This window comes from Streptomyces sp. NPDC059743, assembly GCF_042732975.1.
Taxonomy (GTDB): Bacteria; Actinomycetota; Actinomycetes; order Streptomycetales; family Streptomycetaceae; genus Streptomyces.
In genome coordinates this window covers 145,125-170,164 of the sequence record NZ_JBHWGS010000010.1, presented here as the reverse complement: position 1 = coordinate 170,164, position 25,040 = coordinate 145,125, and the positions used below count along the sequence as shown (strand labels likewise).

Genomic DNA, 25,040 nt, shown 5'->3' with positions numbered 1-25,040 from the left:
GAGATGGACAGGATGAACGAGGCCGACGCCTCTACCCCGCCGGGACCGGCCAAAGCGGTCAAGTGCCTGGTGTGGGACCTGGACAACACGCTGTGGAACGGGACCCTCCTGGAGGACGGGGAGGTCACGCTGCCGGAGCGGATACGCGAAGTCGTCAAGGACCTCGACGAGCGCGGCATCCTGCAGTCGGTGGCCAGCAAGAACGACCACGACCACGCCTGGGCGCGGCTGGAGAAGCTGGGAATTGCCGAGTACTTCGTGCTGCCCCACATCGGGTGGGGTCCCAAGTCCCAGTCCCTGCGGCGGATCGCCGACCAGCTCAACTTCGCGCTCGACACGATCGCCTTCGTCGACGACCAGCCCGCCGAGCGGGCCGAGGTCGCCCACTACCTGCCCGCGGTGCGCTGCTACCCGGCGGAACAGGCGGTGGAGCTGGCCTCGCTGCCGGAGTTCAGCCCTGTCGTCACCGTTGACTCCCGCCGCCGCCGCGAGATGTACCAGGCAGGCTTCCGCCGTGAGACGGCCCGTGAGGAGTTCGCCGGGCCCGACGAGGAGTTCCTGCGCACTCTTGTCCTGGAGATGACCATCCGCCGGGCAACCGAACCGGACCTCGCCCGGGTCGAGGAACTGACCCTGCGTACGAGCCAGATGAACGCCACGGGTGTCCACTACGGTGACGAACACCTGCGTGCCCTGCTGACCGACCCGAGGCACGAGGTCCTCGTGGTCCAGTTGCGCGACCGGTTCGGTGACCACGGGGCCGTCGGCATCGTGCTGCTGGAGCGGCACGCCGGCGCCTGGCTGCTCAGGCTGCTCGCCACGTCCTGCCGGGTGGTCTCCTTCGGCGCCGGCGCGGTGCTCCTGCGCTGGCTTGTCGACGAGGCGGCGCGCTCCGGGGTACGGCTCTTCGCGGACTTCCGCCGCACCGAACGTAACCGGATGATGGAGGTCGCCTACCGCTTCGCAGGGTTCGCCCCGTACGAGGGAGAGCGTTCCGACGTCCTCCGCGGCGAGGCCGATGCCGCGGACCACGAGGGGGTCGAGCTGCTGCACATCGAGCCTGCCCGGCAGGATCCGCCCACCACGATGCGTCTCGACGCGCCCGACCTGGGGACGGCCCGGCCTGCCGGGGAGGTGGGCCGTGACTGACGTGCTGACGATGTACGAGTGGTTCGAGCGTTCCGTCGCCCGCCACGCCGGTCAGCCGGCTCTCGAAGCCGGTGGCGAACGGCTCACCTATCGGGAGTTGCGCGCCGCCGCCGAGGCGGTCGCAGGCCGGATCCTCCAGGAGCACGGCACGGTACCCAGCAGGGTTTCCGTGATCGCGACTCGCAGCGTGGTGGCCCTGTCCGGCTACCTGGCGGCGCTTCGCCTGGGTGCCGCGGTCACCCCGATCAACCCCGCCTTCCCGGCCTCGCGCAACCGCGTGATCTGCGAACTGGCGGGCAGCGAGGTACTGATCGCGGACGCCGCCGACTCCGCACAGCTCGACAAGGAGCTGGGCGGTGTCGTGCCCACCGAACTGCGGCTGGCCGCGGACGAGGTGGCGTCCGCCGGGCGCGCGGGCACCCCGCCGACGCGCCCGCTGCCCGCATGTACGGCGTCCCCGGACGATGTGGCGTACGTGCTGTTCACCTCTGGATCGACGGGGCGGCCCAAGGGCGTGCCCATCCGGCACCGTAACGTCTCGCCGTACCTCGCGCACAACATCGCGCGCTTCGGTATCGGGCGGGGCTGCCGGATGTCGCACACATTCGACCTCACCTTCGACCCGTCGGTCTTCGACCTGTTTGTCACCTGGGGCGCCGGCGCGACCCTCGTCGTGCCCGACCGGGCCGAACTGCTGTCGCCGGTCGACTACGTGGTGGACAACGAGATCACGCACTGGTTCTCGGTGCCGTCCGTGGTCTCTGTCGGACAGGAGCTGGGCAACCTGCCGGCAGGGCGGGCGACCAACCTGCGGATGAGCGTGTTCATCGGCGAACAGCTGTCGTACGACCAGACCGCGGCCTGGCACACGGTGGCCCCCGAGGCGACCCTCGTGAATGTCTACGGTCCCACCGAACTCACCGTTGCCTGCACCGAGTACACCCTGCCGACCGAGATCGGGGACTGGCCGAAGACGTCCAACGACACGGTCCCCATCGGGCCCGTCCACGGCTTCCTGGAGCATCTGGTCCTCGACGAGCAGGGCCACCCCGCCGAGGAAGGCGAGCTGGTGGTGCGCGGGTCCCAGCGCTTCGACGGCTACCTCGACCCGGCCGACAACAGCGGGCGCTTCCTGCTGCACAGCGCGGACGGCGTCGCCGTGTACGACGGTACGGGCGAGCTGACGGCGGAGCACTACTACCGCACCGGCGACCGGGTGCGGTGGGAGGACGGACATCTCGTGCACCTGGGCCGGCTGGACAACCAGGTGAAGGTGCGCGGCTACCGCATCGAACTCGGCGAGATCGAGGCCGCCCTGCGCCGGCACGCCGCCGTGCACCAGGCCGTCGTGGTCGCGCTGCGCAGAGGGGACGAGACCGAGCTCGTGGGCTGCTACACCGGCGAGCCGGCCGAGTCGGGCATCCTCGCCCGGTTGCTGCGCAAGCAGTTGCCCCTCCACATGGTGCCGCGCCGCTTCCGGCATCTGGAGACGATGCCGCTCAACGCCAACGGAAAGATCGACCGGCTCCGCATCACATCCGACCTCATGTCGCAGGATCCGGCGTCCACGGTCGCCTAGGAGATCACAGTGTCCATCCTTCAGAACATCGTCCCGCCCAAGGGCGTGGTGCGCACGCTGTGCCTGAGCAACCTGGCCAAGACAGCGGGCCACGGCATTCTCATGTCCGTCAGCCTGCTGTTCTTCACGCGGACCGTGGGCATACCCGCTGAACGAGTCGGTCTGGCCATGACGATCGGCGCTGCGGTGGGCATGGCCGCCAGTATCCCGGCCGGCCGGCTCGCGGACCTGGCCGGGCCGCGCAACACCACGGTGGGCTTCCTGCTGCTGCTCGGTGTGTTCGTCTGCGGCTACGGTTTCGTCGACGGGTTCCCGGGCCTTGTGGTCGTCACAAGCCTGGCGTTGATGGCGGAGTCCTCGACGGACGCGGCCCGCGGCGCGCTGATCGCCGGGCTGATTCCGCAGCAGGAGCGGGTCCGGGCCTGGTCCTACATGCGAGCGGTCAGCAATCTGGGCGTGTCACTGGGGGCCGCCGCCGGGGCGGTCGCCCTGTTCTTCGACAACCGGACCGGCTACGTCGGTCTGCTGATCGCGGGCGGGGCGATGTTCGTGGTGTCCGGGCTGGCCTACCTGACCGTGCCGCAGGTCGCGTCGGCTCCCAAGGAGCAGTCCGGCTCGAAGTGGATCGTGCTGCGCGACGTTCCCTACGCCTTCGTGGCGTTGCTCAACTCGGTCCTGGTGATGAACGTCGCCATCCTCACCGTTGCGCTGCCCGTCTGGCTGACCGACCGGACGACGGCGCCCACGTGGGTGTACTCGCTGATCATCATCCTCAACACCATCATGGTCGTGCTGTTCCAGGTGCGGGCCGGCAAGGGCAGCGACGACGTGCCGGGCGGAGCCCGGACGCTGCGTAAGTCGGGTGTTCTGCTCGCGGTGTGCTGTGTGCTCTTCGCCCTGGCGGCAGACCGGCCCGTGTGGCTCGCCGTGCTGATTCTGCTGGCGGGAGCCATCGTCCATGTGGTCGGCGAGATGTTCTACAGCGCCGGCTCCTGGTCGCTCGCCTTCGGGCTGGCACCGGACCACGCCCAGGGCCAGTACCAGGGAATGTTCGGTATGTCCACCCAGCTCGGGACGGTGGTGACGCCGGCGTTGGCCACCGCGCTGATCGCCGGTCTGGGCGCGGCCGGCTGGCTGGTCTTCTCGGCCCTGCTGCTTGCCGCGGGACTGGTGGCGCCGGCGGTGGCCTCATGGGCTGCCGGGACCCGCCGGACGCCGCCGTCCAGCGTCGAAGAGTCCGTCGCGTAGTCCGTCCGCCGAGCGGGTCGGCCCTGGGCCGCCCGGAGAGAAGAACCCATGGACTTCAGTCTCTTCTACTTCGCCAACGACAGCACCGAGAAGGAGAAGGACCGCTACGAGCTCCTGCTGGAAGGCGCCCGGTTCGCGGACCGTAACGGCTTCTCCGCCGTGTGGACGCCGGAACGGCATTTCCACCCCTTCGGCGGCCTGTACCCGAACCCCTCCGTCACGGCGGCGGCGGTCGCCGCGGTGACCGAGCGGGTCGGAGTCCGCGCGGGCAGTGTGGTGGCGCCGCTGCACCATCCGTTGCGGATCGCCGAGGAGTGGTCGGTCGTGGACAACCTGTCCAACGGCCGGGTCGGGCTGTCCTTCGCCTCCGGCTGGCACGCCACCGATTTCGCGTTCTACCCGGAGAACTACGAGAACCGCCGGCAACTGCTGCTGGAGCGGGTGGAGCAGGTACGGGCGCTCTGGCGGGGCGAGAAGCTGTCGGTGACCGACGGCGTCGGCACCACACAGCAGCTCGGTGTGTTCCCGCCTCCGGTGCAGCCGGAGCTGCCCGTCTGGGTCACCAGCGCCGGCGGAGTGGAGACCTTCCGCAACGCCGGGCGGCTCGGCGCCGGGCTGCTGACCCACCTCCTCGGCCAGGACCTGGACGACCTCGCTTTGAAGATCGCGGAGTACCGCAAGGCGGTCATGGAGCAGGGCAGGTCCGACGGGTGGACCGGTCATGTGGCCCTCATGGTGCACACCTTCCTGGGAGATGACGAGGACACCATCCGTGCGGCGGTCCGTGGCCCGCTGTCCGGGTACCTTCGCAGCTCGCTCGGGCTGCTCCTGGGCTCCCAGCTGGACGGTCGCCGGATCGATGCGTCGCGGCTCGCTCCCGAGGACGTGGACTTCATCGTCAACCGCTCCTTCGACCGCTACTACGACGGCGGCGGTCTGCTGGGCACGCCGGAGAAGGTACGGGACACCGTGAACCGCTTCCGGGAGATCGGTGTGGACGAGGTGGCCTGTCTCATCGACTTCGGACTGCCGACGCATTCGGTCCTGACAGGTCTCACCCACCTGAACCGGCTGCGCATGCTCTCCGCCCAGGACGACGGGGCCCGGTGAGCGGTCGGACACGGATGGGCGGACCGGACCCCGACGACACGACAACGGAGAGGGCCATGGGCGGCATAGTCGACTTCGAGGTGCGCTTTCCCACGTCCCGCGCGGACGCGTACCACATGCACACGGAATCCGGCATTCCGATCGATGACATCCTCGCGATCACGCACACTGAGGACTTCCCCGTCCTGGGGGATCACGAACAGGCGTGGGAGCTGGCGGCCGAGGCCGCACGGGCGGTGCTGGAGCGCAACGCGGTGTCGCCCGAGGAGGTCAGTCACGTCATCTACACCGGCTCGGGCGAGTGGGACCTGCCCTTCTGGTCACCGGCTGCCCGGGTCGCGCTGGAACTGGACATCTCCCGCGCGCACTGCTTCGAGGTGACCAACTTCTGCAACGGTGGCATGGCCGCCGTACGTGCCGGTCTCAACGAACTCGCTGTGAGCGGCGGCCCATTCGTCCTCGTGCTCGTCGGCGACCGCCTCAGCCAACTCGTCGACTACCAGGATCCCGACTCCAAGGCGCTGTTCAACTTCGGCGATGCCCCCTCGGCCTTGCTTCTCGGCCGGGGCGACTGCGCCTTCGAGGTGCTGACGTCGTCGATGCGCACGGACCCGTCCTGGGCGGACTACTACTCGGGGGACGTCGAGGACGATCGGATTCTGATGCGCCGACGCGGCCGCAGGCCCGGCCTCGCCGACGCCTACCTGGAGAACTTCCCGGCCCGGATCGGGGACGTCCTGTCCACGCTGGGCAGGGACCTCTCCGACGTCGCGTACCTCCTGATCAACCAGGGTGACAAGGGCATGCACGAACGGTTGCTGAACCAACTGGGCATCCCCGCGCGGAAGAGCGTCTTCAACTACGACCGGCTCGGGCACATGGGCGGATCCGACCTGTTGATCGCTCTGCGCGGCCTCATGGACGACAAGCGACTCAAACAGGGCGACCTCGTGCTGCTCGCCAGCAGCGGCATGGGGTTCACCTGGGCCGTTACGGCAGTGGAGTACCGGGGCCTATGAACGGCATGACCATGGGGGCCGGTGTGAAGGATCTGCGGCACTCGCTCGCACCGGTGTCCGCTCGGGGAGGGACGCGCGCCGAGTCCTCCTTCGCGCCCATCACTCTGGTGTTCCTGCACCATGCCGGAGGGTCGGCGGCGTCCTTCGCACCCTTCACCCGACAGCTTCCCGCACATTGGAACCTGTGGTCCGTCGACCTTCCGGGACGACTGATGGCCACCGGGGAGCGGGCCTGCCGCACCTCCGCGCAGGCCGCCGCGTACGTGGTGCGGGAGCTCCGCTCCTTGCTGTCCGGCCCTTATGCGGTCTTCGGGCACAGCATGGGTGCGCTGATCGCCTTCGAAGCGGCCCGGGAGCTCTCGACGTCGGGCCTGCGGCCCGAGTGGGTGGGGCTCTCGGGGGCGCCCGCGCCCGGTCACCGGCTCGACCGCGCCCAGCGCCACCTGTGGCCGAGAGAGCGGCTGACCGCCTTCATGCAGGGCCTGGGAGGCACTCCCGAGCAGGTCTTCGAGCTGCCCGACCTGCTGGACCTCATGGTCGAGGTGCTACGCGGCGATCTCTCGATCGTGGACACCTACCAGGTGCACCCCGGACCGCTGCTCGACGCCCCGCTCACGGTCTTCACAGGTGAGAACGACCCCGTGGCCGGTCCGCGGATCGCCGCTCCCTGGAGCGGGCACTCCACGGCCCGGACCACCGCCCGCTCCTGGCCGGGCGGTCACTTCTACCTGTTCGAGCATGTGGACGAGGTATGCACCGCCATCCGCGACGAGGTCGCCGCCGTGTCCCTCGCGGGCCGCTGAGCGGCGTCCACGTTTCCTCCCCCTCTTTCCGGAGCACCTGCCATGCCGGTTCGTCTCTTCACCTCGGAGTCCGTGACCGAGGGCCACCCCGACAAGATCGCTGACCAGATCAGCGGCACCTCTCTCGGCGCGCTTCTGCGCGACGTGGGAGCGCACGACCGAGTGGACGCGCTGCGGAAGGCGGCGGGCGAGTGAAGGCGGGACATCGCCTACTCAGTGACGTCATGGTTCGCCGCGTCGTGAGGGGCGACGACCACCTGGTCGGAGAGCAGACCATGGATGGCGATGAGATAGCCGAGCTGCGCCCTGCTGACGCTGCCGAGCTGGCGCGAGATGCGGCTGATGTACTCGGCCACCGTGCGTCGGCTGATACCGAGCCCACGGGCGACCTTCTCCTCGGTGTGCCCGGCGACGAGGAAGCGGATGATGCTCTGCTCTATCTCGGAGACGACGACGCGCGGGCGGTTCTTCATGTTCGGCTCGACAGGGGTACCCCGTGCCCAGGCGTATTCGAACAAGTTGGTGAGGAACCAGACGATCGCCGGATCGCGAACTTCGAGCGCCTCGTCGGAGTAGTCCGGTTTTGTGGGAATGTAGGCCACCTCCCGGTCGCAGATGATAAGCCGGTCGAACATTTCATCCACCGTCCGAATTTCCCCGCCGGCCTCCGCGACCTTCCTGATGTATTCGACGGTCGGTGGGTGCGACCACACCGAATGCTGATAGAGCGTCCGCTGGCGGATTCCCCTCGCCAGGAGATTGAGATTGCGCTGCGCCACCGATTCCAGTATTTCCGGCGGTCGGCGGCCTCCGGGCTGCGCGGTGAGCAACTCGGACCTGCAAGCAGCCACCGAGGCATCGATAGTACGGGCGATGAGTTCACCGCCGCGCAACACCGTGGAGCTGGGCAGTTCACCTTTGCGTACCGAGGCGAATACCTCTTCCGCGGTTTGAAAGGACTCCGTCAAGTGGAGAAGGTGTTGGCGCCTGGCCGCGACCTCCTTCTCGATGGGGGCCAGCGCTCGGCCGGCGGCCACGGAGGGGGGTACGGGAATCAGGTGTCCGGCGTCGTCCGCTGCGGGTTCCAGCAGGCCGAGGGCGGTGATGCAAGGAGTCGCCGAGTCCGCGGCGATCGAGCCGACCGATACCGCCTCCCGGTACTGGAGTAACCCCACCTCGCAGAGCACTGCTCCGCAATCCTCCTGATTGCATCGGTTGTGCCCCAAATGTCCTCCTGTTCGATTGTGTAATGCGTGCAGATAGTACCGCCGGGGATTGAGCCCGACAAGTCTCCCAAAAAAATACAGAACAGTCGTTCCTGCGCATCAGGTATCTCCCCTTGATTGCTTGCCGAGCCGGGTTTCACAGGAAGAGGACATGAATATGGCCCAGAGAATTCACAGTGAACAGTTCCGTAATGTGGTGGGTGGGCTGAGCGTGCCGGGTATGGGCACCGAAGTTGTGGGCCCGCTGCTCGCGAATCTGGTTCAACTGCTGCGACCGGAGCGAGTCCTGGAAGTGGGGATGGGGTACACCACGCCTTTCCTCGCCGGTGCCCTCGCGGATGCGGAGGACGCTGTGCGGCTCGAGTCCCGGGCGCTCGCCGCCAAGACCCGAGAACATCTCGACCGAGAGACGGAGCTGGACGACGCGTGGCTGCTGGCCGACCCTCCGTTGGTGTCGCCCTCGCACCACCTGGAGCCCTACCTCCCGCGCCTGGTGGCCGTGGACAATCTGTCCATCGCCGACTCCTCCGCCGACCGCGTCCAGGAGGCTCTGCGTGAGCTGGACCTCGACGCGCGGGTCACGGTCGTGAACGCCGACCTCAAGGACGCTGCCGAACGTCTCCCCGAGGACTTTTTCCCCATCGACTTCGCCTGGGTCGACGCATGGGAATGCCTCTACTTCTTCGACCGCTTCTGGGACCTGATCAACCCGGACGGCGGACTCGTGGTCATGCACTATCTGATGACCTATCCGGAGGGTGAGGCTCTGCTGCGTTACATCGAGAAGTTCCAGCAGGCCAACCCGGGCGAACTGGAGGTGGTGAGCCTCCTGGAATCGCAGAAGCTGATGCAGAACAGCATCACCGTGCTGCGCCGCACCAGCGGGGTGCGCGACCGCCGCTACGCGGGACGGGGCGGCGAGATCCGGTACAGCGAGGAACTGCGCCAGGATGCTGAGCGCCACCTCCGCCTCGCGGCCGGCACCGGTGCCGCCGTACCGGCCCATGACTGAGGTCGGGAGGGCGACGGTGGTGGGCAGGGTTCTCGACGAGCCTCGCGCGCGCAGCTTCGCCTTCATGCTGGGCAGCCCACGCGTGGGTGGTGCCACGGAACTGCTGGCCCGACGCGCGGCCGAGGGTCTCCCCGCGGAGGCCGAACGGAGCTGGCTGCGGCTCAGCGGGCTCCATCACTCCGGAGTGGAAGGCTTCGGCCCGCCCTCCGCGGCCCTTGCGAAGGACGATCGCCTTGATGGGGAAAGGCACGAGAGGCTGCTGCTGGACGCGACGCTGGAGCACACGGACATCGTGGTCGTATCCCCGCTCTACTGGTACAGCGTCTCCGCGCAGACCAAGCTCTACCTGGACCATTGGGCGGCGTGGATGAGCCATGCCGACCTCGACTTCCGCGGTCGGATGCGCGGTAAGACCCTCTGGGCCGTCAGCACTTTTGCCCGCGGTCAGGCCGACGACGCCGAGCCCCTGGTGGGCATGCTCCGGCGTACCGCACGCTATCTGGACATGCGCTGGGGAGGCGCCCTCCTGCACCAGGCACGCAGCACCGGCGAACCGGCGGACCAGGAGGTCGCGCACCACGCCGCGGCCTTCTTCAGCCCCGCCCACGCGGAACTCCGATCGCACTGAGCCCGAGGGCTCACGTTCCGGGTGCGGGTGCGCGTCCGATGACGAAAAGCAGGTTGGCGGCTGTCACGGACGGGACCATGGCCGGAGTGGGGCCGACGTAAGTCCAAGGCCGACGTGCCGCGCTTCGCCGACCTCCTGATGCGGGAACTGGGTCAGCAGACATAACACCAGACGGCTACGTAGACCGAGGGGTGCCCGGAACACAAAGTTCCAGGCACCCCTCGGCGTGCGCCGGTCGGTACAGGACTTCGATGTCACCGGTGGACGCCTGGCGGCCGATCAGGATTGGCGGCGCACCGCCACGACAGTTCCATCCTCGACGCTTGGCGTCCGGCGTTCCTGCGACAATCGGTGCCTTATGGCATGCGGCCATGTGATGGTCCAGACAACAACAAAGCCCCGGGCCGCTGGCCTGGGGCTTTTGTGTGGAGCGGGTGACGAGAATCGAACTCGCGCTCTGAGCTTGGGAAGCTCATGTTCTACCATTAAACTACACCCGCGAGGCGGCCGGTGATCGGCTTTGCGTCGTCGGACACTCTACCTCATCTGGGACCCCGGGCGGATTGCGCCGCGGGGTTTCTGTGGTGTTCGGGGGTGGAAGTGGGGGTGGCGGGCGGGAGTTGGGGCGTAGGGTCTGGGGCGGAGTGCCGGGGCGGGGGGCGTCCCCTTCATCCCCTAGTGTGGGCGTTCGTCCGTGTTTGTTGGGGAAGGGACCTGATGGACTTGATGGAGCGCACCGTCGTCCGCTGTGCCGAAGGGCATGTGTTCAGTACTACGACGTTCCCGATGCAGCAGCTCGACACCGCGAGGATCGGGCCCGGTCGGCTCATCCGGTGTCCGCGGTGTGCGCGGTTGCGGCATGCCGTGCCCGTGGAGCCGGTGAAGGCGGCCGTGGAGTCTGAGCAGCGCTGACCCAGGTCGGCACAGGCGCGCGGGCCCGCCCGATGGGGGTGGGCCCGCGCGCTCTGCGTATCCTCGGGACGTGCTTCTCTCAGACAAGGACATCCGGGCCGAGCTCGATTCCGGACGCGTACGCATCGAGCCGTACGACGCATCGATGGTGCAGCCCTCCAGCATCGATGTGCGGCTCGACCGGTTCTTCCGGGTGTTCGAGAACCACCGCTATCCGCATATCGACCCCGCCGTCGAGCAGGCCGATCTGACCCGTACGGTCGAGCCGGAGGGGGACGAACCGTTCATCCTGCATCCCGGCGAGTTCGTTCTCGCGTCGACGTACGAGATCATCTCGCTGCCCGACGACATCGCCTCCCGGCTGGAAGGGAAGTCCAGCCTCGGACGGCTCGGGCTGGTGACCCATTCGACCGCCGGCTTCATCGATCCCGGCTTCTCCGGGCATGTCACGCTCGAACTCTCGAATCTCGCGACGCTGCCCATCAAGCTCTGGCCGGGTATGAAGATCGGACAGCTCTGTCTCTTCCGGCTCAGCTCGCCCGCGGAGCATCCGTACGGTTCCGAGCGGTACGGCTCGCGCTATCAGGGACAGCGTGGGCCGACCGCCTCGCGGTCCTATCTGAATTTCCACCGGACTCAGGTGTGACGGCAGGTGTGACGGTGTGACACGGGAGAATCTGTCGTACGAGATGTTCGGCGTGGCCGTCCGAGAGCTCGCGCAGACGATCGCCGACGACGGTTACGAACCCGACGTCGTGCTCAGCATCGCGCGCGGTGGCGTCTTTGTCGCCGGCGGTCTCGCCTACGCCCTGGACTGCAAGAACATCCATCTGGTCAACGTCGAGTTCTACACCGGCGTCGGCACCACCCTCGCCATGCCGGTCATGCTGGCGCCCGTACCCAACGTCGTGGACTTCTCCCACAAGAAGGTCCTCATCGCCGACGACGTCGCCGACACCGGCAAGACGCTCAAGCTCGTCCGCGACTTCTGTGCGGACCATGTCGCCGAGGTGCGCAGCGCGGTCATCTACGAGAAGAGCCAGTCCCTCGTGAAGTGCGAGTACATCTGGAGGCGCACCGACGACTGGATCAACTTCCCCTGGAGTGTCCAGCCGCCCGTCGTGCGCCGCCAGCCTGGCTGACCGGGCCCGACCCGCCTGACCGGCCCGGCCAAGCCGTCAGCCCGGCTGCTCAGAGGTCCTGCCTGTCGTCAGATCGTGCCCAGCTTCAGCAGCGACAGCAGCGCGACGAGCTGGATCGCCGACGCGCCCAGCGCCTTCGGCCACGGCAGATCGTGGGACTTGCCCACCATGATCGTGAAGAGCGCCCCCGACGCGATCCAGGTGGCCCAGCCGAGGAGCATGACGAGGGAGTTCTCGCCGCCCAGGAAGAGCGCGAAGACCAGGCGCGGCGCGTCCGTGATCGACATGATCAGCATGGAGAGGCCCACGGTCGGCTGCCAGGCGCCGTCGCCGCCGAGCTGGCGGGCCAGCGTATGGGTCACCGCGCCCAGGATCAGACCGCCGAGTACGAAGGCGACGGCCGTCGTCAGGACGTACGGGATGGCGGTGGTCAGCGTCGCGTTGATCGCGTCGTCGCGGGCCGTGTCGAAGCCGAAGAGCGCCAGCAGACCGTAGAGGAACGTGACGATCAGCGCCGGGCCCCAGACCGGGTAGTCGCGCGTCTGGAGGAACGTCGCGCCAGGGCGCAGCACGATGCCGCTCAGCAGCTCCTTCCAGCGCAGCCGCGGGCCGACGGGCGCCGGGGCCGCGCCCGCGTGGTACGTGGAGCCGTCGCCGTACGGGTCGTCACCGAGGCTGAACGCCTGGGTGTGGCCCGGGTTGTTGGCGTACGGGTCGCCGTGCGCGCCCGGCCGGCCCTGGGGCGTGTGCGGGGGCTGCTGGGCGTACGGGTCGCCGAAGTACTCCGGCTCGCCGTGTCCGCCACCGCCGCCGTGCTGTCCGCCGCCGTGTGCGCCCTGCCCGCCGTGTCCGCCGTACTGGCCGCTGCCACCGCTCGCCGGAGGCCACTGCTGCTGCCCGTACGGAGGCGCGGCCTGGTGCTGCCCGCCCCCGTAACCAGGTGGCGGCGCTGCCTGCCGTCCGTACGGCTGCTGCCGCTGCCGCTGCGGTTGTTGTTGCGGTGTGCGGTTGTCCCGGCCGCGTCCGATCCTGAATCCAGCCACGCAATCGAACGTACCTGGTCTCGGCCGGTGGGACGGCGGAGGCGGCGGAACGGGCGGGCCATTGCGGCCGAGCTGTGACATCCCCTAGGGGGACCCTGGGGGGTTTGCCCCAGCTACCCCGGTACCCCGGTGGTCTACCCCAGGAAGATTGCTGTGCTGAATGTCATCAACGGACGGTTCGTCACGCCACCGGTCGTCCCGTACAGCGCGATCAGATCCGTCGCCTCGCCACGGTGCGTACGGGTCACCAGATCCGGGCGCTTGTCCCCGGTGAAGTCGGCGGCGAGGAGGAAGTCGGTGACGGCCTTGCCCTTGCCCGTCCCGCCCTTGCCCGACGAGCCGGCTCCCGATCCCGGAAGCGTCGGCGCGGGCGGCAGTTCCACGGCCTTGAAACGGTACGTGCCGCCCGGACGCCCCGGACCGTCCGGCCCTCCGAGCAGCAGCTCGCCCTGCGCGGCCCTGCCCGGCGTACGGGCGCGGGCCGAGTACACCAGGTCGTCGTAGCCGTCGCCGTCGACATCCGCCGCAGGCGCGGGCGCTTCGAGGACCGGGCCGCCGCCTGGGATCGGCGCCGAGGCGGCGCGCGGAGCGCCGGTCCGGGTGAACGGGCCACGCAGGAAACTCACCTGGCCCGCGCTCGCGGTGACCGCGAGATCCACCTTTCCGTCGCCGTCGAAGTCGCCGCAGACCGGGTGGTCGGGCCATTCGTTGCCGAAGCGCGCCTTGCCCGGGATCTGGAGGACCACCGCCCTGCCGCCCAGTCCGGTGGGGCCGCCGAAGAGAATCTGGAGCGGTACGGGCGGCATACCGTTGCCGTCGTACGGCGGATCCGTGGCGATGATCAGATCGCCGAACCCGTCCTGATCCAGATCGCACGCCGCCTCGGCGTCGAACGCGGCCGGCAGCACGCCCGCCACCCGGGCGCCGTGTGTACGCGGACTGATGGTCTGACGTATCGCAGGATCGATACCGGCGCCGATACCAGCGCCGGCCCCGGAAACCTTCCCCCGGCCCGAAGCGCCCTTGCCGCCGCCCCCGGCCGTTCCGTACACGATCCCGATGCCCGCGTCATCGCCGTACGAGTCGCCCGGCGCCTTGACCAGGTCGTTCAGTACGAGATCACGGTGACCGTCGCCATTGAAGTCGTCCGGGAGGCGGCTGCCCCGGCCGGGCGGGACCGGGCGGCGTACGGCACCGGCCTTGCCCGTGAGCGGCGCTGTGTCGCCGTTCTTGGCCTTCGTCTTCCCGCCCCCGGCGGCCTGGTCCGGCCCGGCCGTACATCCCGCCAGCAGCATCGCCGTACAGACGAGGGCGCAGACACCGGCGTTCCCCACAGTTCCCGCGACGAACGTTCTCGCGATGCGTATCCGCACGACCGACCTCGCCCCATCCGTCCCGTACAGCCCGTCCGTACAACCAGGCACACATGATGCTCTCGTACGACCGTAGAACGAAAGCAAACAAGCGAGAGCGAACAAGCGAGAGCGAACGAGCGCGAGCGACGCCCCAACAGAAAGCGCGGGCGGCGCTCCAACAGAAACAGCCGGACCTGACTCCCAGACAGGTCCGGCTGTTCCCACCCACTACGGGCTTGTGCGCAGGGCTACTTCACCGGCTCCGGCTCCGGATCCGGCGCGCTCTCCCGCTCCTCCGACCCGGCCGGGCCCGCGGGCGTCCGTACCGAGTCGAGCAGCAGCTGCGCCACATCCACCACCTGGAGCGACTCCTTCGCCTGCCCCTCGTTCTTCTTCCCGTTGACGGAGTCGGTCAGCATCACCAGACAGAACGGGCACGCCGTCGAGACGATGTCCGGATTCAGCGAAAGCGCCTCGTCCACCCGCTCGTTGTTGATGCGCTTGCCGATCCGCTCCTCCATCCACATCCGCGCGCCGCCCGCGCCACAGCAGAAGCCGCGCTCCTTGTGGCGGTGCATCTCCTCGTTCCGCAGACCGGGCACCTTCGCGATGATCTCGCGCGGCGGTGTGTAGACCTTGTTGTGGCGGCCGAGATAGCAGGGATCGTGGTACGTGATGAGTCCCTCGACCGGCGTCACGGGCACCAGCTTGCCGTCGTCCACGAGGTGCTGGAGCAACTGGGTGTGATGGATGACCTCGTACTCACCGCCGAGCTGCGGGTACTCGTTCGCGATCGTGTTGAAGCAGTGCGGACAGGTCGCGACGATCTTCTTGGACCCCTTGGGCTTCTTCGTCCCGGCGTCGACCTTGCCGTCCTCGTCGAGGGACTCGCCGAACGCCATGTTCAGCATCGCGACATTCTCCTGGCCGAGCTGCTGGAACAGCGGCTCATTGCCCAGCCGGCGGGCCGAGTCGCCCGTGCACTTCTCGTCGCCGCCCATGATCGCGAACGAGACGCCCGCGATGTGCAGCAGCTCCGCGAAGGCCTTGGTGGTCTTCTTGGCCCGGTCCTCCAGCGCGCCCGCGCAGCCGACCCAGTAGAGGTAGTCGACCTCCGAGAGATCCTCGACGTCCTTGCCGACGACCGGTACCTCGAAGTCGACCTCCTTCGTCCACTCCAGACGCTGCTTCTTGGCCAGGCCCCAGGGATTGCCCTTCTTCTCCAGGTTCTTGAGCATCGTCCCGGCCTCGCTCGGGAAGGCGCTCTCGATCATCACCTGGTACCGGCGCATATCGACGATGTGGTCGACATGCTCGATGTCGACCGGGCACTGCTCCACACACGCACCGCAGGTGGTGCAGGACCAGAGCACATCCGGATCGATGACGCCGCCCGCGGCGAAACCGCTGTCGGATGCGGCCTCCAGCGTCCCGATCAGCGGGCGCTCGGCCTCCGCGAGGGCCGCGGCGGGCACACCGGCCAACTGCTCCGCGGTGGCCTTCTCCTCGCCCTCCATGGTCTTGCCGCCACCGGCCAGCAGATACGGCGCCTTGGCGTGCGCGTGGTCGCGCAGCGACATGATCAGCAGCTTGGGCGAGAGCGGCTTGCCCGTGTTCCAGGCCGGGCACTGCGACTGGCAGCGACCGCACTCCGTACAGGTGGAGAAGTCGAGGATGCCCTTCCAGGAGAAGTGCTCGATCTGTGAGACACCGAAGACCGTTTCCTCGCCACCCTCCTCATCAAGCACAGTCTCGAAGTCGATCTCCTTGCCGCCGCTGGTCATCGGCAGCAGCGCGCCGAGCGCCGTGGAGCCGTCGGCCTCGCGCTTGAACCAGATGTTCGGGAAGGCGAGGAAGCGGTGCCAGGCCACGCCCATGTCGGTCTTGAGCGCGACCGTGATCATCCAGACGAAGGACGTCCCGATCTTGATCATCGCGACCAGATAGACCAGATTCTGGAGAGTGCCGAGACCGAGTCCCTTGAACGCCGCGACCAGCGGATACGAGACGAGATACGCCGCCTGGTACGAGTCCGCGTGATGCAGCGCGCCCTCCAGACCGCGCAGCACGAGGATCGCCACACCGATGATGAGGATGACGGCCTCGACGAAATACGCCTGCCCGAAGTTGGAGCCCGCGAAGCGTGACTTGCGGCCGGCGCGGCTGGGCAGCGAGAGCTGGCGGATGACGATCAGCGTCAGGATGCCGAGCGTCGTCAGCAGACCGATCAGCTCGACGAAGACCTCGTACGGAGTCCAGTCACCGATGACCGGCAGCAGCCAGTCGGCCCTGAAGAGCTGCCCGAAGGCGTTCACCAGAGTCAGTACGAGCGTGAAGAAGCCGACCGCGACGAACCAGTGCGCCACACCGACGACACCCCAGCGGTTCATCCGGGTGTGACCGAGGAACTCCTTGGCGACCGTCAGGGTGCGCTGGGCCGGTTCGTCCGTCCGCGTGCCCGCGGGGACGGCCTGGCCGAGCTTCACGAAGCGGTAGATCTGCGCGATGGCTCGGCCGAACAGCGCGACACCGACGACGGCGAGTACCAGCGACACGGTGATCGCGGCGAGTTGCATTTGGGGGCTCCTCGGGCCTGCGAGGGTGGGAAATCCGCACACTACTAAGCGGTAACTTAATTGGTCTGTGGCTGAGGTTACCCACTTATCCCGCCGCAATGTAGCGGCGGAGCCGGTGATCTGTGTCGCTCAGTGGTCAGTACCCAGTCTCCACTCGGTACCCACCCTTCCCTCAGGTCCCAGTCTCCACCCGGACCTCAGCTTCCACTCGGGTCTCCACTTCTGTCCGCGGTCCCGTTGCCCGTCGGAGCTCCCACCGGTGCCGGCGCCCCCACCGGCGCTCCCGCCTGCGCCCCGACCGGATGTCTGCCCGTACTCGTCGCCTGGCTGCGTCTGGCGTGCGGCAGCCCGGCGTCCGGTCGTACGGCGCCCAGCCAGTAGGCGTCCGACCGGGAGTACGGCAGGGCCAGCCGGCGCGGAAGCCGTCGCGGCAGACGCCGGGAGGACTGCGCGGACCGCGAGGACTGCCAGGGAAGCCGCAGCGTGAGCCGCCGGGTACGCGCCTTGCAGAGCGCCGGGAGCGTATGGGCCAGGATCGCCAGATCGAGTCCGAGCCAGTGGTGTTCCACATAGTGCTGGTCGAGCAGCGGTGCCTCGTCCCATGGCAGCGGCGAGTGCCGCCGCACCTGCGCCAGGCCTGTCAGGCCGGGCCGTACGAGCTGTCGCCACGGCGCCGCGCCGGCGGCGGAGCCGACCTTCAGCGGCGCGGGCCCCACCAGGGACAGATCGCCCCGTACGACATGAGGAAGCCGGGAGAGCAGATCCAGCCGGAATCGCCGGGTGGCCAGGGAACTCAGGATGAAGGGCCGTCCGTTGAGCCCTGTGCGGTAGTCACGCAGGAAAACGCCGTTGGCAGGCCGGGACAGTGCGAGGACGAGGGCGGCTGCCGTGAGCAGAGGCGCGGCCAGCACCAAGAGGGCCGAGCCGAGTGTCAGATCCAGAAGGCGCTTGGGTTCCAGGCGGTGCTGCGGGCGCCACATCATGCGTCGCTTCAAGGTCACACCTGACCGTTTCTGTGCGTTCTGTTACTTTCCGGATTCTTTGAGGCTTACATGGCTTTTGACTCATTCGAGGTATTTGATACAGAACGATCGCATGGAGGAGGCGCGCAAACCGGGGGCAACCCGCCGGGCGCAAGGCATCCGCACCTTAGTTGAGTCGCCTCGACTCAGGTCCTTTGACTCTCCGGGATCTGTGATGCATCCTTGAGCCTGTTCCACTCAAGTCAGTTGGAGGAATCGAAATGGCACGTGCGGTCGGCATCGACCTGGGCACGACAAATTCCGTCGTCAGCGTTCTGGAAGGCGGCGAGCCCACCGTCATCACCAACGCCGAGGGCGCCAGGACCACGCCGTCCGTCGTCGCCTTCGCCAAGAACGGCGAGGTGCTCGTCGGCGAGGTCGCGAAGCGCCAGGCGGTTACGAACGTCGACAGGACCATCCGGTCGGTCAAGCGCCACATGGGCACCGACTGGAAGATCAATCTGGACGGCAAGGACTTCAACCCGCAGCAGATCTCGGCCTTCGTGCTGCAGAAGCTGAAGCGGGACGCCGAGTCGTATCTGGGCGAGAAGGTCACCGACGCGGTGATCACCGTCCCCGCGTACTTCAACGACTCGGAGCGCCAGGCCACCAAGGAGGCCGGCGAGATCGCGGGCCTCAATGTGCTCCGTATCGTCAACGAGCCGACGGCCGCCGCCCTGGCCTACGGGCTCGACAAGGACGACCAGACGATCCTCGTCTTCGACCTCGGTGGCGGCACGTTCGACGTCTCGCTGCTGGAGATCGGCGACGGCGTGGTCGAGGTGAAGGCCACCAACGGTGACAACCACCTCGGTGGTGACGACTGGGACCAGCGCGTCGTAGACTTCCTGGTGAAGCAGTTCGCCAATGGACATGGCGTGGACCTGTCCAAGGACAAGATGGCTCTCCAGCGTCTCCGCGAGGCCGCGGAGAAGGCGAAGATCGAGCTGTCGTCGTCCTCCGAGACGACGATCAACCTTCCGTACATCACGGCGTCGGCCGAGGGCCCGCTGCACCTGGACGAGAAGATCAGCCGGTCCCAGTTCCAGCAGCTCACCTCGGACCTGCTGGACCGCTGCAAGACCCCGTTCCACAACGTCATCAAGGACGCCGGGATCCAGCTCTCCGAGATCGACCATGTGGTGCTGGTCGGCGGCTCGACCCGGATGCCCGCCGTCGCGGAGCTGGTCAAGGAGCTGACCGGCGGCCGGGACGCCAACAAGGGCGTCAACCCGGACGAGGTCGTCGCCATCGGCGCCGCGCTCCAGGCCGGTGTCCTCAAGGGCGAGGTCAAGGACGTCCTGCTCCTCGACGTGACTCCGCTGTCCCTCGGTATCGAGACCAAGGGCGGCATCATGACCAAGCTCATCGAGCGGAACACGACGATTCCGACGAAGCGCTCGGAGATCTTCACCACGGCCGAGGACAACCAGCCGTCGGTGCAGATCCAGGTCTACCAGGGCGAGCGCGAGATCGCGGCGTACAACAAGAAGCTCGGGATGTTCGAGCTGACCGGTCTGCCGCCGGCCCCGCGCGGTGTGCCGCAGATCGAGGTCGCCTTCGACATCGACGCCAACGGCATCATGCATGTGGCCGCGAAGGACCTCGGCACCGGCAAGGAGCAGAAGATGACCGTCACCGGCGGCTCCTCGCTGCCGAAGGACGAGGTCAACCGGATGCGCGAAGAGGCCGAGCAGTACGCGGACGAGGACCACCGCCGCCGCGAGGCCGCCGAGACGCGCAACCAGGCCGAGCAGCTCGTCTACCAGACGGAGAAGTTCCTCAAGGACAACGAGGACAAGGTCCCCGGCGACGTCAAGACCGAGGTCGAGGTCTCCATCGGCGAGCTGAAGGAGAAGCTCAAGGGCGAGGACACCGCGGAGATCCGTACCTCCACGGAGAAGCTCGCGGCCGTCTCCCAGAAGCTCGGCCAGGCGATGTACGCGGACGCCCAGGCCAGTGCCGCCGCGGGCGGTGCCGACGGCGCCGCGGGCGCCGGACAGGCCCAGGCCGACGACGATGTCGTCGACGCCGAGATCGTGGACGACGAGAAGCCCAAGAAGGACGGTGCGGCGTGACCGAGGAGACCCCGGGCTTCGACGAGAAGCCCGACGTCCCCTCCGGCGCCAACCACGACGACGCCACGCCGGGCGCCGCCGAGCCGGACTCCCTCAAGGATCCGGGCCCGGCGGCCTCGGCCGGGGACGTACAGGAAGTAGCCCTGAAGGCACAGCTCGACCAGGTCCGGATGGCGCTCAACGAGCGCACGATGGATCTCCAGCGCCTTCAGGCGGAGTATCAGAACTACCGCAGGCGGGTGGAGCGCGACCGCGTCACGGTCAAGGAGATCGCGGTGGCGAGTCTGCTGACCGAGCTGCTGCCCGTGCTCGACGACATCGGCCGGGCGCGGGACCACGAGGAGCTGGTCGGCGGCTTCAAGTCGGTGGCCGAGTCGCTGGAGACGGTCGTCGCGAAGCTGGGCCTCCAGCAGTTCGGTACGGAGGGCGAGCCCTTCGACCCGACGGTCCACGAGGCCCTGATGCACTCGTACGCGCCGGATGTCACGGAGACGACGTGCGTCGCGATCCTCCAGCCTGGGTACCGGTTCGGCGAGCGGACGATCCGGCCCGCCCGGGTCGCGGTGGCCGAGCCCCAGCCCGGGGCCCAGCCCAAGTCCGCGGACGAGCAGGCGGAGTCGGCGAACGACAAGGAGAGCGGTGGCCCGGACGAGGGCTGACGCGGCGTCGGACGGCGGTGCGGCGCCGGGCGGTGCCGTACCGCCGGACAGCAGTGGCGGTAGCGGTGTGGGTGGCGGAGAGGAGGGACGTCGGGAATGAGCACGAAGGACTTCGTGGAGAAGGACTACTACAAGGTTCTCGGGGTACCCAAGGACGCCACCGAGGCGGAGATCAAGAAGGCGTACCGCAAGCTCGCGCGCGAGTTCCACCCGGACGCCAACAAGGGCGACGCCAAGGCCGAGGAGCGCTTCAAGCAGGTCTCCGAGGCGAATGACGTCCTGGGCGATCCCAAGCGGCGCAAGGAGTACGACGAGGCGCGCGCCCTCTTCGGCAACGGCGGATTCCGGCCGGGACCCGGCGCGGGCGGCAACGGCTCGTTCAACTTCGACCTGGGCGATCTCTTCGGCGGCGGCCAGGGCGGTACGCAGACGGGCCCGGGCGCCGGCGGCTTCGGCGGCGGGCTCGGCGATGTCTTCGGCGGCCTCTTCAACCGCGGTGGTACGGGCACGCGTACGCAGCCGCGCCGCGGCCAGGACATCGAGTCCGAGGTGACGCTCAGCTTCACCGAGGCGGTCGACGGGGCCACGGTCCCGCTGCGGATGTCCAGCCAGGCGCCCTGCAAGGCCTGTTCGGGCACGGGCGACAAGAACGGCACGCCGCGGGTCTGCCCGACCTGTGTGGGCACCGGACAGGTCTCGCGCGGCAGCGGCGGCGGATTCTCGCTGACCGATCCGTGTGTGGATTGCAAGGGCCGTGGGCTGATCGCCCAGGATCCCTGCGAGGTCTGCAAGGGCAGCGGGCGCGCCAGGTCCTCGCGGACGATGCAGGTCCGGATCCCGGCGGGCGTCAGCGACAGCCAGCGGATCCGGCTGCGCGGCAAGGGCGCTCCCGGCGAGCGCGGCGGTCCCGCGGGCGATCTCTATGTGGTCGTGCATGTGGACGCCCACCCGGTCTTCGGCCGCAGGGACGACAATCTCACGGTCACCGTGCCCGTCACCTTCACGGAGGCGGCGCTCGGCGGCGAGGTGAAGGTGCCGACGCTGGGCGGTCCGCCTGTCACCCTGAAGCTGCCCGCCGGCACGCCCAACGGCCGGACGATGCGCGCTCGTGGCAAGGGCGCCGTACGCAAGGACGGCACCCGCGGCGACCTGCTGGTCACGGTCGAGGTCGTGGTGCCCAGGGATCTCGGCGCGCAGGCACGTGACGCGCTGGAGGCCTACCGCAAGGCGACCGCGGACGAGGATCCGCGGGCGGAGCTGTTCCAGGCGGCGAAGGGAGCGTGAGTCCGGTGAACGGTGCGGACAGGGCGGACAGGGACGGCCGGCGGCGCAATCCGTATCAGCTCACCGAGGAGACGCCGGTGTATGTCATCTCGGTGGCGGCCCAGCTCTCCGGGCTGCATCCGCAGACGCTCCGGCAGTACGACCGTCTCGGTCTTGTCTGCCCGGACCGCACCGCGGGCCGTGGGCGCCGCTACTCGGCCCGTGACATCGAACTGCTCCGTCAGGTGCAGCAGTTGTCGCAGGACGAGGGGATCAATCTGGCCGGCATCAAGCGGATCATCGAACTGGAGCACGAGGTCGCGGCGCTCCGGGCCCAGGTCGCCGAGCTCTCGGCGGCGGTGGACGGCGCGGCGGCGGCGATGCGGCAGCGCGAGGCACAGGTGCACGCGTCGTACCGGCGGGATCTGGTGCCGTATCAGGATGTGCAGCAGGCGAGCGCGCTGGTGGTCTGGCGCCCGAAGCGGCCGACGGACTGAGCGACCGGCGGGCCAGATGCGCGGGGCGTGCGCCGGTTGTGCGCGTGCGGCGGCGCTCAGGAGCCGTGTGGAGCTGTGTGGAGCCTTGTGAAGGGCCCTCACCCATCGGGTGGGGGCCCTTTTCCGCTTCCCCGCTGTGCGCCCGCGTGCGGGGCGCACAGCGCGTCTCAGCGCCGTGCGCCGGGCGGGCTCTTCGCCCTCCTCAGTTCTCCTCCTCGTTCAGGATTCCCGACTGCGCGACCAGATAGCCGAGTTGTGCGCGGCTGCCGCTGCCGAGAGTCGTCGCGAGCTTGGCGATGTGCGCGCGGCAGGTCCGTACGTTCATCCCCAGCCGGCGCGCGATGGCCTCGTCCACATATCCCTCGACCAGCAGCTTCGCTATGGACCGCTGGATGCCCGTGATGCCGTCGGGCGTGGGCTCGTAGGAGACCTGCTCCGTCAGAGGCGTGGCGCGCCGCCAGAGCTGTTCGAAGACCTGCGCCAGATAGTCGACAAGCCCGGGATGGCGCAGCTCCAGCGCGATCTGACGGTCGGAGCGCGCGGGTATGTACGCGACGGTGCGGTCGAAGATGATCAGACGCTCGATCAGCTCTTCCAACGTCCGGATCTCGACCTTGCCCTCGGCCAGCCGCTCCGCGTATGCGAGCGTGCCCTGGCTGTGCCGGACGGTGTGCTGGTACAGCGTGCGCAGACTGATGCCGCGGTCGACCACATCGCGGCCCCGCTCCAGGGCTTCGGCCAGCGCGTGTTCGCTGCGGCCACCACCGGGCTGCACTGTCAGTACTTCTGTACGACACTCTGCGGTGGAGAGGTCGAGCGCCGCGTTGATACGGCTCAGGCCCTCCAGAACCGTGATCGCGTGGGTGGTCGGCGGGTCCTGTGCGCTGATCGTCATGAACGGCTCGAAAGAGTCGGTCAGTTCGACAGCGAAGTGCCGGCGTTCCTGGATCTCCCGCTCGATCGGATGGAGGCGCTTGGCGAGCGCCGCGGACGGCGGAACAGGGCGAAGCCAGTCGGCGTCGTCCGGATCGGGGTGCAGAAGAGCGAACTCCATGAGGCATGGAGTCCCCGCGGCCTCGCTCCGGGCTATGCGTCCGGAGCGCAGCGCACTGGCGTAAAGCCGCCTGCCGTCATCACACATATCGGTGACGGCATGGGGATGTGTCGTTTTTGAGTCGTTCGCGGGCAAATCTCCACCCCCCAGGGTCCTGAACATACAGGAACATGATGCCTCGTCCCGGTGGTGTTGACGTGCCCGGGTGAGACATCGTCTACATGGCGGGGGAGAGGAATCCATCAAGTGAGGACGAAGCCGACTATGTACAAGAGAATGCTTCGCGCGGTGGTTGCCACTGCTTTCTCTGCGGCTCTGGCCTATGGCGCGCTGGCTGTCGGGGGGGACATCAGCTGGGACTCCACGCCTGCCGGAACCACTGTCCAGAGTGTCCAGGTTCTGAAGTCGGGTGACATCAGCTGGGACATCGCTCCGAAGGGCACCGGCTCGGACGCGGCGCCGGCGCAAATCGGCCGGGTCCCCGCATCGGCCGACTCGAGCGCGTGACCGTCCCGCCGGACGACCGGGTCTTCCGGCGCGAGATGGCCTCGGCCTACCGGTCGGGGTGGCACTTCATCGATCTCGTCACGGCCATTCCTCACCGTGGCGACTCGCTGATGGTCACTCTGTTCGGCGAGCCGATCGTCGTCGTACGCGAGGAGGACGAGGACGTCCGTGCCTACCGCTGCCTTCGGAGGCCGCGGGGGGCTCCGCAGCCGGTCCGGTGTGCCATCCGTTACGACATGATCTTCGTGAACCTCGACCAACGGGACCACCAACTGGTCGAACCCAAGACCACCATCGCCACCCCCCGCAGCGCCTGAGCGATTCCCCCGTCGTTGTAAATCGCTCCGGCGCTTCCCCCACACAACGGCGCCATCGTGGACCTGAAACACGATGGCGCCGTTGTGCTGTCCGCGTTCGGTCACGGCTTGGGCCGACGCGCTCTCACGCGCGGCTCACTCGCGGCTCACGCGCTTTCACACGCGGCCGAGCGCCCGGTCCAGGGCGATCTCGATGACGATGCGGTCCGGATTGGGCGTGGGGGTACGTCCGTACCGCTCCGCGTAGCGGCTCACCGCGTCCGCCACCAGCTCCGCCTCCGTACGGACCGTGGCGCGGCCCTCCAGCGTCGCCCAGCGGCCGGGCTTGACCTGGCACACCGCCACCCGCGCGCCCTCAGGACCGGCCGCCAGGATGTTGGCGACCTTGGTGCTGTGTTTGTTGGTGATGATCCGTGCGAGCCCGGCCTCCGGGTCGTACGTCACGCCCACCGGCACCACATGCGGAGTGCCGTCCGGGCGGAGTGTGGTCAGGGTGCACACATGGTGCTCGCGCCAGAACGCGAGAAAATCGGGGCTGGGATCGCGTACGTCGATGGACATACCGGAAGCCTAGGGTCTTTCGTTTGGGTCTGGCTGGATCAGGGAGCGGGGTCTGGTGCCGTGGATCGCAAGGCGGAGGAGGGAGGCGACGCGGAGCGTCGTTGAGTGACGACAACGCGGCGAGGCGCGGTGCCAGGGCACGCGAGCCCAGCGAGATCCAAACGAGAGGCCCTAGGGCGCGAGGTGGGCGAAACCTGTCGGGACCGGGTACGGACCGGGCTCCCGGTTCAGGCTTGAGTGAAATAGACTCAACTTTGCGCATGTTGCTTCAGTCAAAGCC

General features: G+C 68.3%; 23 protein-coding genes, 1 tRNA gene and 1 pseudogene. 17 read left to right on the top strand and 8 right to left on the bottom strand.

The annotated features are described in order from the left end of the window. Positions 1-12 precede the first annotated feature (12 nt). From ACFV6H_RS19420 to ACFV6H_RS19390, 7 genes and pseudogenes are all read left to right on the top strand, one after another. Entirely contained in the window at positions 13-1,149 is a 1,137-nt protein-coding gene (locus ACFV6H_RS19420; protein WP_385543795.1) for an HAD-IIIC family phosphatase, read from the top strand. Further along, positions 1,142-2,728 carry an amino acid adenylation domain-containing protein gene (locus ACFV6H_RS19415; RefSeq protein ID WP_385543444.1) on the top strand — a complete coding sequence of 529 codons (1,587 nt, stop codon included), beginning with the start codon at positions 1,142-1,144 and terminating at the stop codon, positions 2,726-2,728. The genes ACFV6H_RS19420 and ACFV6H_RS19415 overlap by 8 nt, the downstream gene beginning before the upstream one ends. A gap of 9 nt (positions 2,729-2,737) precedes the next feature. Beyond that, positions 2,738-3,976 carry an MFS transporter gene (locus ACFV6H_RS19410; protein WP_385543441.1) on the top strand — a complete coding sequence of 413 codons (1,239 nt, stop codon included), beginning with the start codon at positions 2,738-2,740 and terminating at the stop codon, positions 3,974-3,976. 48 nt (positions 3,977-4,024) lie between these two features. Further along, positions 4,025-5,086 carry a MupA/Atu3671 family FMN-dependent luciferase-like monooxygenase gene (locus ACFV6H_RS19405; protein ID WP_385543438.1) on the top strand — a complete coding sequence of 354 codons (1,062 nt, stop codon included), beginning with the start codon at positions 4,025-4,027 and terminating at the stop codon, positions 5,084-5,086. A gap of 56 nt (positions 5,087-5,142) precedes the next feature. After that, positions 5,143-6,105: a 3-oxoacyl-ACP synthase III family protein gene (locus ACFV6H_RS19400; RefSeq protein WP_385543435.1), complete on the top strand. Its 963-nt coding sequence runs from the start codon at positions 5,143-5,145 to the stop codon at positions 6,103-6,105. Next, a complete protein-coding gene (locus tag ACFV6H_RS19395) occupies positions 6,102-6,908 on the top strand; it encodes a thioesterase II family protein (RefSeq protein WP_385543432.1) in 807 nt (268 codons plus the stop codon). Before ACFV6H_RS19400 ends, ACFV6H_RS19395 begins: the two co-directional genes overlap by 4 nt. Positions 6,909-6,950: 42 nt before the next feature. Next, a pseudogene (locus tag ACFV6H_RS19390) lies at positions 6,951-7,052 on the top strand (S-adenosylmethionine synthetase N-terminal domain-containing protein); the annotation flags it as partial. Between the two features lie 65 nt (positions 7,053-7,117). On the opposite strand, the gene ACFV6H_RS19385 reads toward ACFV6H_RS19390, so the two are convergent. Continuing rightward, a complete protein-coding gene (locus ACFV6H_RS19385; RefSeq protein ID WP_385543429.1) occupies positions 7,118-8,095 on the bottom strand; it encodes a LuxR C-terminal-related transcriptional regulator in 978 nt (325 codons plus the stop codon). Positions 8,096-8,354: 259 nt separating this feature from the next. Between ACFV6H_RS19385 and ACFV6H_RS19380 the strand changes: the two genes are divergently transcribed. Next, a complete protein-coding gene (locus ACFV6H_RS19380; protein ID WP_385543425.1) occupies positions 8,355-9,146 on the top strand; it encodes a hypothetical protein in 792 nt (263 codons plus the stop codon). Next, on the top strand, positions 9,139-9,774 hold the full coding sequence (locus tag ACFV6H_RS19375; RefSeq protein WP_385543422.1) for a flavodoxin family protein: 636 nt from the start codon (positions 9,139-9,141) through the stop codon (positions 9,772-9,774). The genes ACFV6H_RS19380 and ACFV6H_RS19375 overlap by 8 nt, the downstream gene beginning before the upstream one ends. A gap of 426 nt (positions 9,775-10,200) precedes the next feature. Here the strand turns inward: ACFV6H_RS19375 and ACFV6H_RS19370 are convergent. Beyond that, positions 10,201-10,274: transfer RNA gene (locus tag ACFV6H_RS19370), tRNA-Gly, on the bottom strand. Positions 10,275-10,491: 217 nt separating this feature from the next. Here ACFV6H_RS19370 and ACFV6H_RS19365 point away from each other — a divergent pair. The 3 genes from ACFV6H_RS19365 to ACFV6H_RS19355 all read left to right on the top strand — a co-directional run bounded on the left by ACFV6H_RS19365 (position 10,492) and on the right by ACFV6H_RS19355 (position 11,828). After that, a complete protein-coding gene (locus ACFV6H_RS19365; RefSeq protein WP_363081940.1) occupies positions 10,492-10,686 on the top strand; it encodes a hypothetical protein in 195 nt (64 codons plus the stop codon). Between the two features lie 70 nt (positions 10,687-10,756). Further along, on the top strand, positions 10,757-11,332 hold the full coding sequence (gene dcd / locus ACFV6H_RS19360) for a dCTP deaminase (protein ID WP_093601385.1): 576 nt from the start codon (positions 10,757-10,759) through the stop codon (positions 11,330-11,332). A gap of 43 nt (positions 11,333-11,375) precedes the next feature. Continuing rightward, positions 11,376-11,828 carry a phosphoribosyltransferase gene (locus ACFV6H_RS19355; protein WP_385543792.1) on the top strand — a complete coding sequence of 151 codons (453 nt, stop codon included), beginning with the start codon at positions 11,376-11,378 and terminating at the stop codon, positions 11,826-11,828. A gap of 68 nt (positions 11,829-11,896) precedes the next feature. On the opposite strand, the gene ACFV6H_RS19350 is transcribed toward ACFV6H_RS19355, so the two are convergent. From ACFV6H_RS19350 to ACFV6H_RS19335, 4 genes are all read right to left on the bottom strand, one after another. Next, positions 11,897-12,871 (bottom strand): Yip1 family protein, encoded by a 975-nt coding sequence (locus ACFV6H_RS19350; RefSeq protein WP_385543418.1) that lies wholly within the window; start codon positions 12,869-12,871, stop codon positions 11,897-11,899. 134 nt (positions 12,872-13,005) lie between these two features. Continuing rightward, entirely contained in the window at positions 13,006-14,244 is a 1,239-nt protein-coding gene (locus ACFV6H_RS19345) for an FG-GAP repeat domain-containing protein (protein WP_385543415.1), read from the bottom strand. Between the two features lie 230 nt (positions 14,245-14,474). Then, complete coding sequence (locus ACFV6H_RS19340) at positions 14,475-16,802, bottom strand: (Fe-S)-binding protein (protein WP_385543412.1); 2,328 nt, start codon at positions 16,800-16,802, stop codon at positions 14,475-14,477. Between the two features lie 197 nt (positions 16,803-16,999). Then, complete coding sequence (locus tag ACFV6H_RS19335; protein WP_385543409.1) at positions 17,000-17,797, bottom strand: sugar transferase; 798 nt, start codon at positions 17,795-17,797, stop codon at positions 17,000-17,002. 248 nt (positions 17,798-18,045) lie between these two features. On the opposite strand from ACFV6H_RS19335, the gene dnaK reads away from it, so the two are divergent. The 4 genes from dnaK (at position 18,046) to ACFV6H_RS19315 (ending at position 22,321) form a co-directional block, all read left to right on the top strand. After that, positions 18,046-19,902 carry a molecular chaperone DnaK gene (gene dnaK, locus ACFV6H_RS19330; protein WP_384783068.1) on the top strand — a complete coding sequence of 619 codons (1,857 nt, stop codon included), beginning with the start codon at positions 18,046-18,048 and terminating at the stop codon, positions 19,900-19,902. Beyond that, on the top strand, positions 19,899-20,561 hold the full coding sequence (gene grpE / locus ACFV6H_RS19325) for a nucleotide exchange factor GrpE (protein WP_093601108.1): 663 nt from the start codon (positions 19,899-19,901) through the stop codon (positions 20,559-20,561). Before dnaK ends, grpE begins: the two co-directional genes overlap by 4 nt. A 96-nt stretch (positions 20,562-20,657) precedes the next feature. Next, positions 20,658-21,845, top strand: a complete 1,188-nt coding sequence (gene dnaJ / locus ACFV6H_RS19320; protein WP_093601110.1) for a molecular chaperone DnaJ — start codon at positions 20,658-20,660, stop codon at positions 21,843-21,845. Positions 21,846-21,850: 5 nt separating this feature from the next. Then, positions 21,851-22,321, top strand: a complete 471-nt coding sequence (locus tag ACFV6H_RS19315; protein WP_384783062.1) for a heat shock protein transcriptional repressor HspR — start codon at positions 21,851-21,853, stop codon at positions 22,319-22,321. Positions 22,322-22,523: 202 nt separating this feature from the next. Here ACFV6H_RS19315 and ACFV6H_RS19310 read toward each other — a convergent pair whose 3' ends face one another. Beyond that, positions 22,524-23,537, bottom strand: coding sequence for a helix-turn-helix transcriptional regulator (locus tag ACFV6H_RS19310; RefSeq protein ID WP_384978589.1), 1,014 nt, complete (start codon positions 23,535-23,537; stop codon positions 22,524-22,526). A 341-nt stretch (positions 23,538-23,878) separates the two neighbouring features. Here ACFV6H_RS19310 and ACFV6H_RS19305 point away from each other — a divergent pair, with 341 nt between their 5' ends. Then, positions 23,879-24,199, top strand: a complete 321-nt coding sequence (locus ACFV6H_RS19305; RefSeq protein WP_066951740.1) for a (2Fe-2S)-binding protein — start codon at positions 23,879-23,881, stop codon at positions 24,197-24,199. A 156-nt stretch (positions 24,200-24,355) separates the two neighbouring features. Here the strand turns inward: ACFV6H_RS19305 and ACFV6H_RS19300 are convergent, their stop codons facing one another. After that, on the bottom strand, positions 24,356-24,760 hold the full coding sequence (locus ACFV6H_RS19300) for a pyridoxamine 5'-phosphate oxidase family protein (RefSeq protein WP_093601117.1): 405 nt from the start codon (positions 24,758-24,760) through the stop codon (positions 24,356-24,358). Between the last annotated feature and the right edge of the window lie 280 nt (positions 24,761-25,040).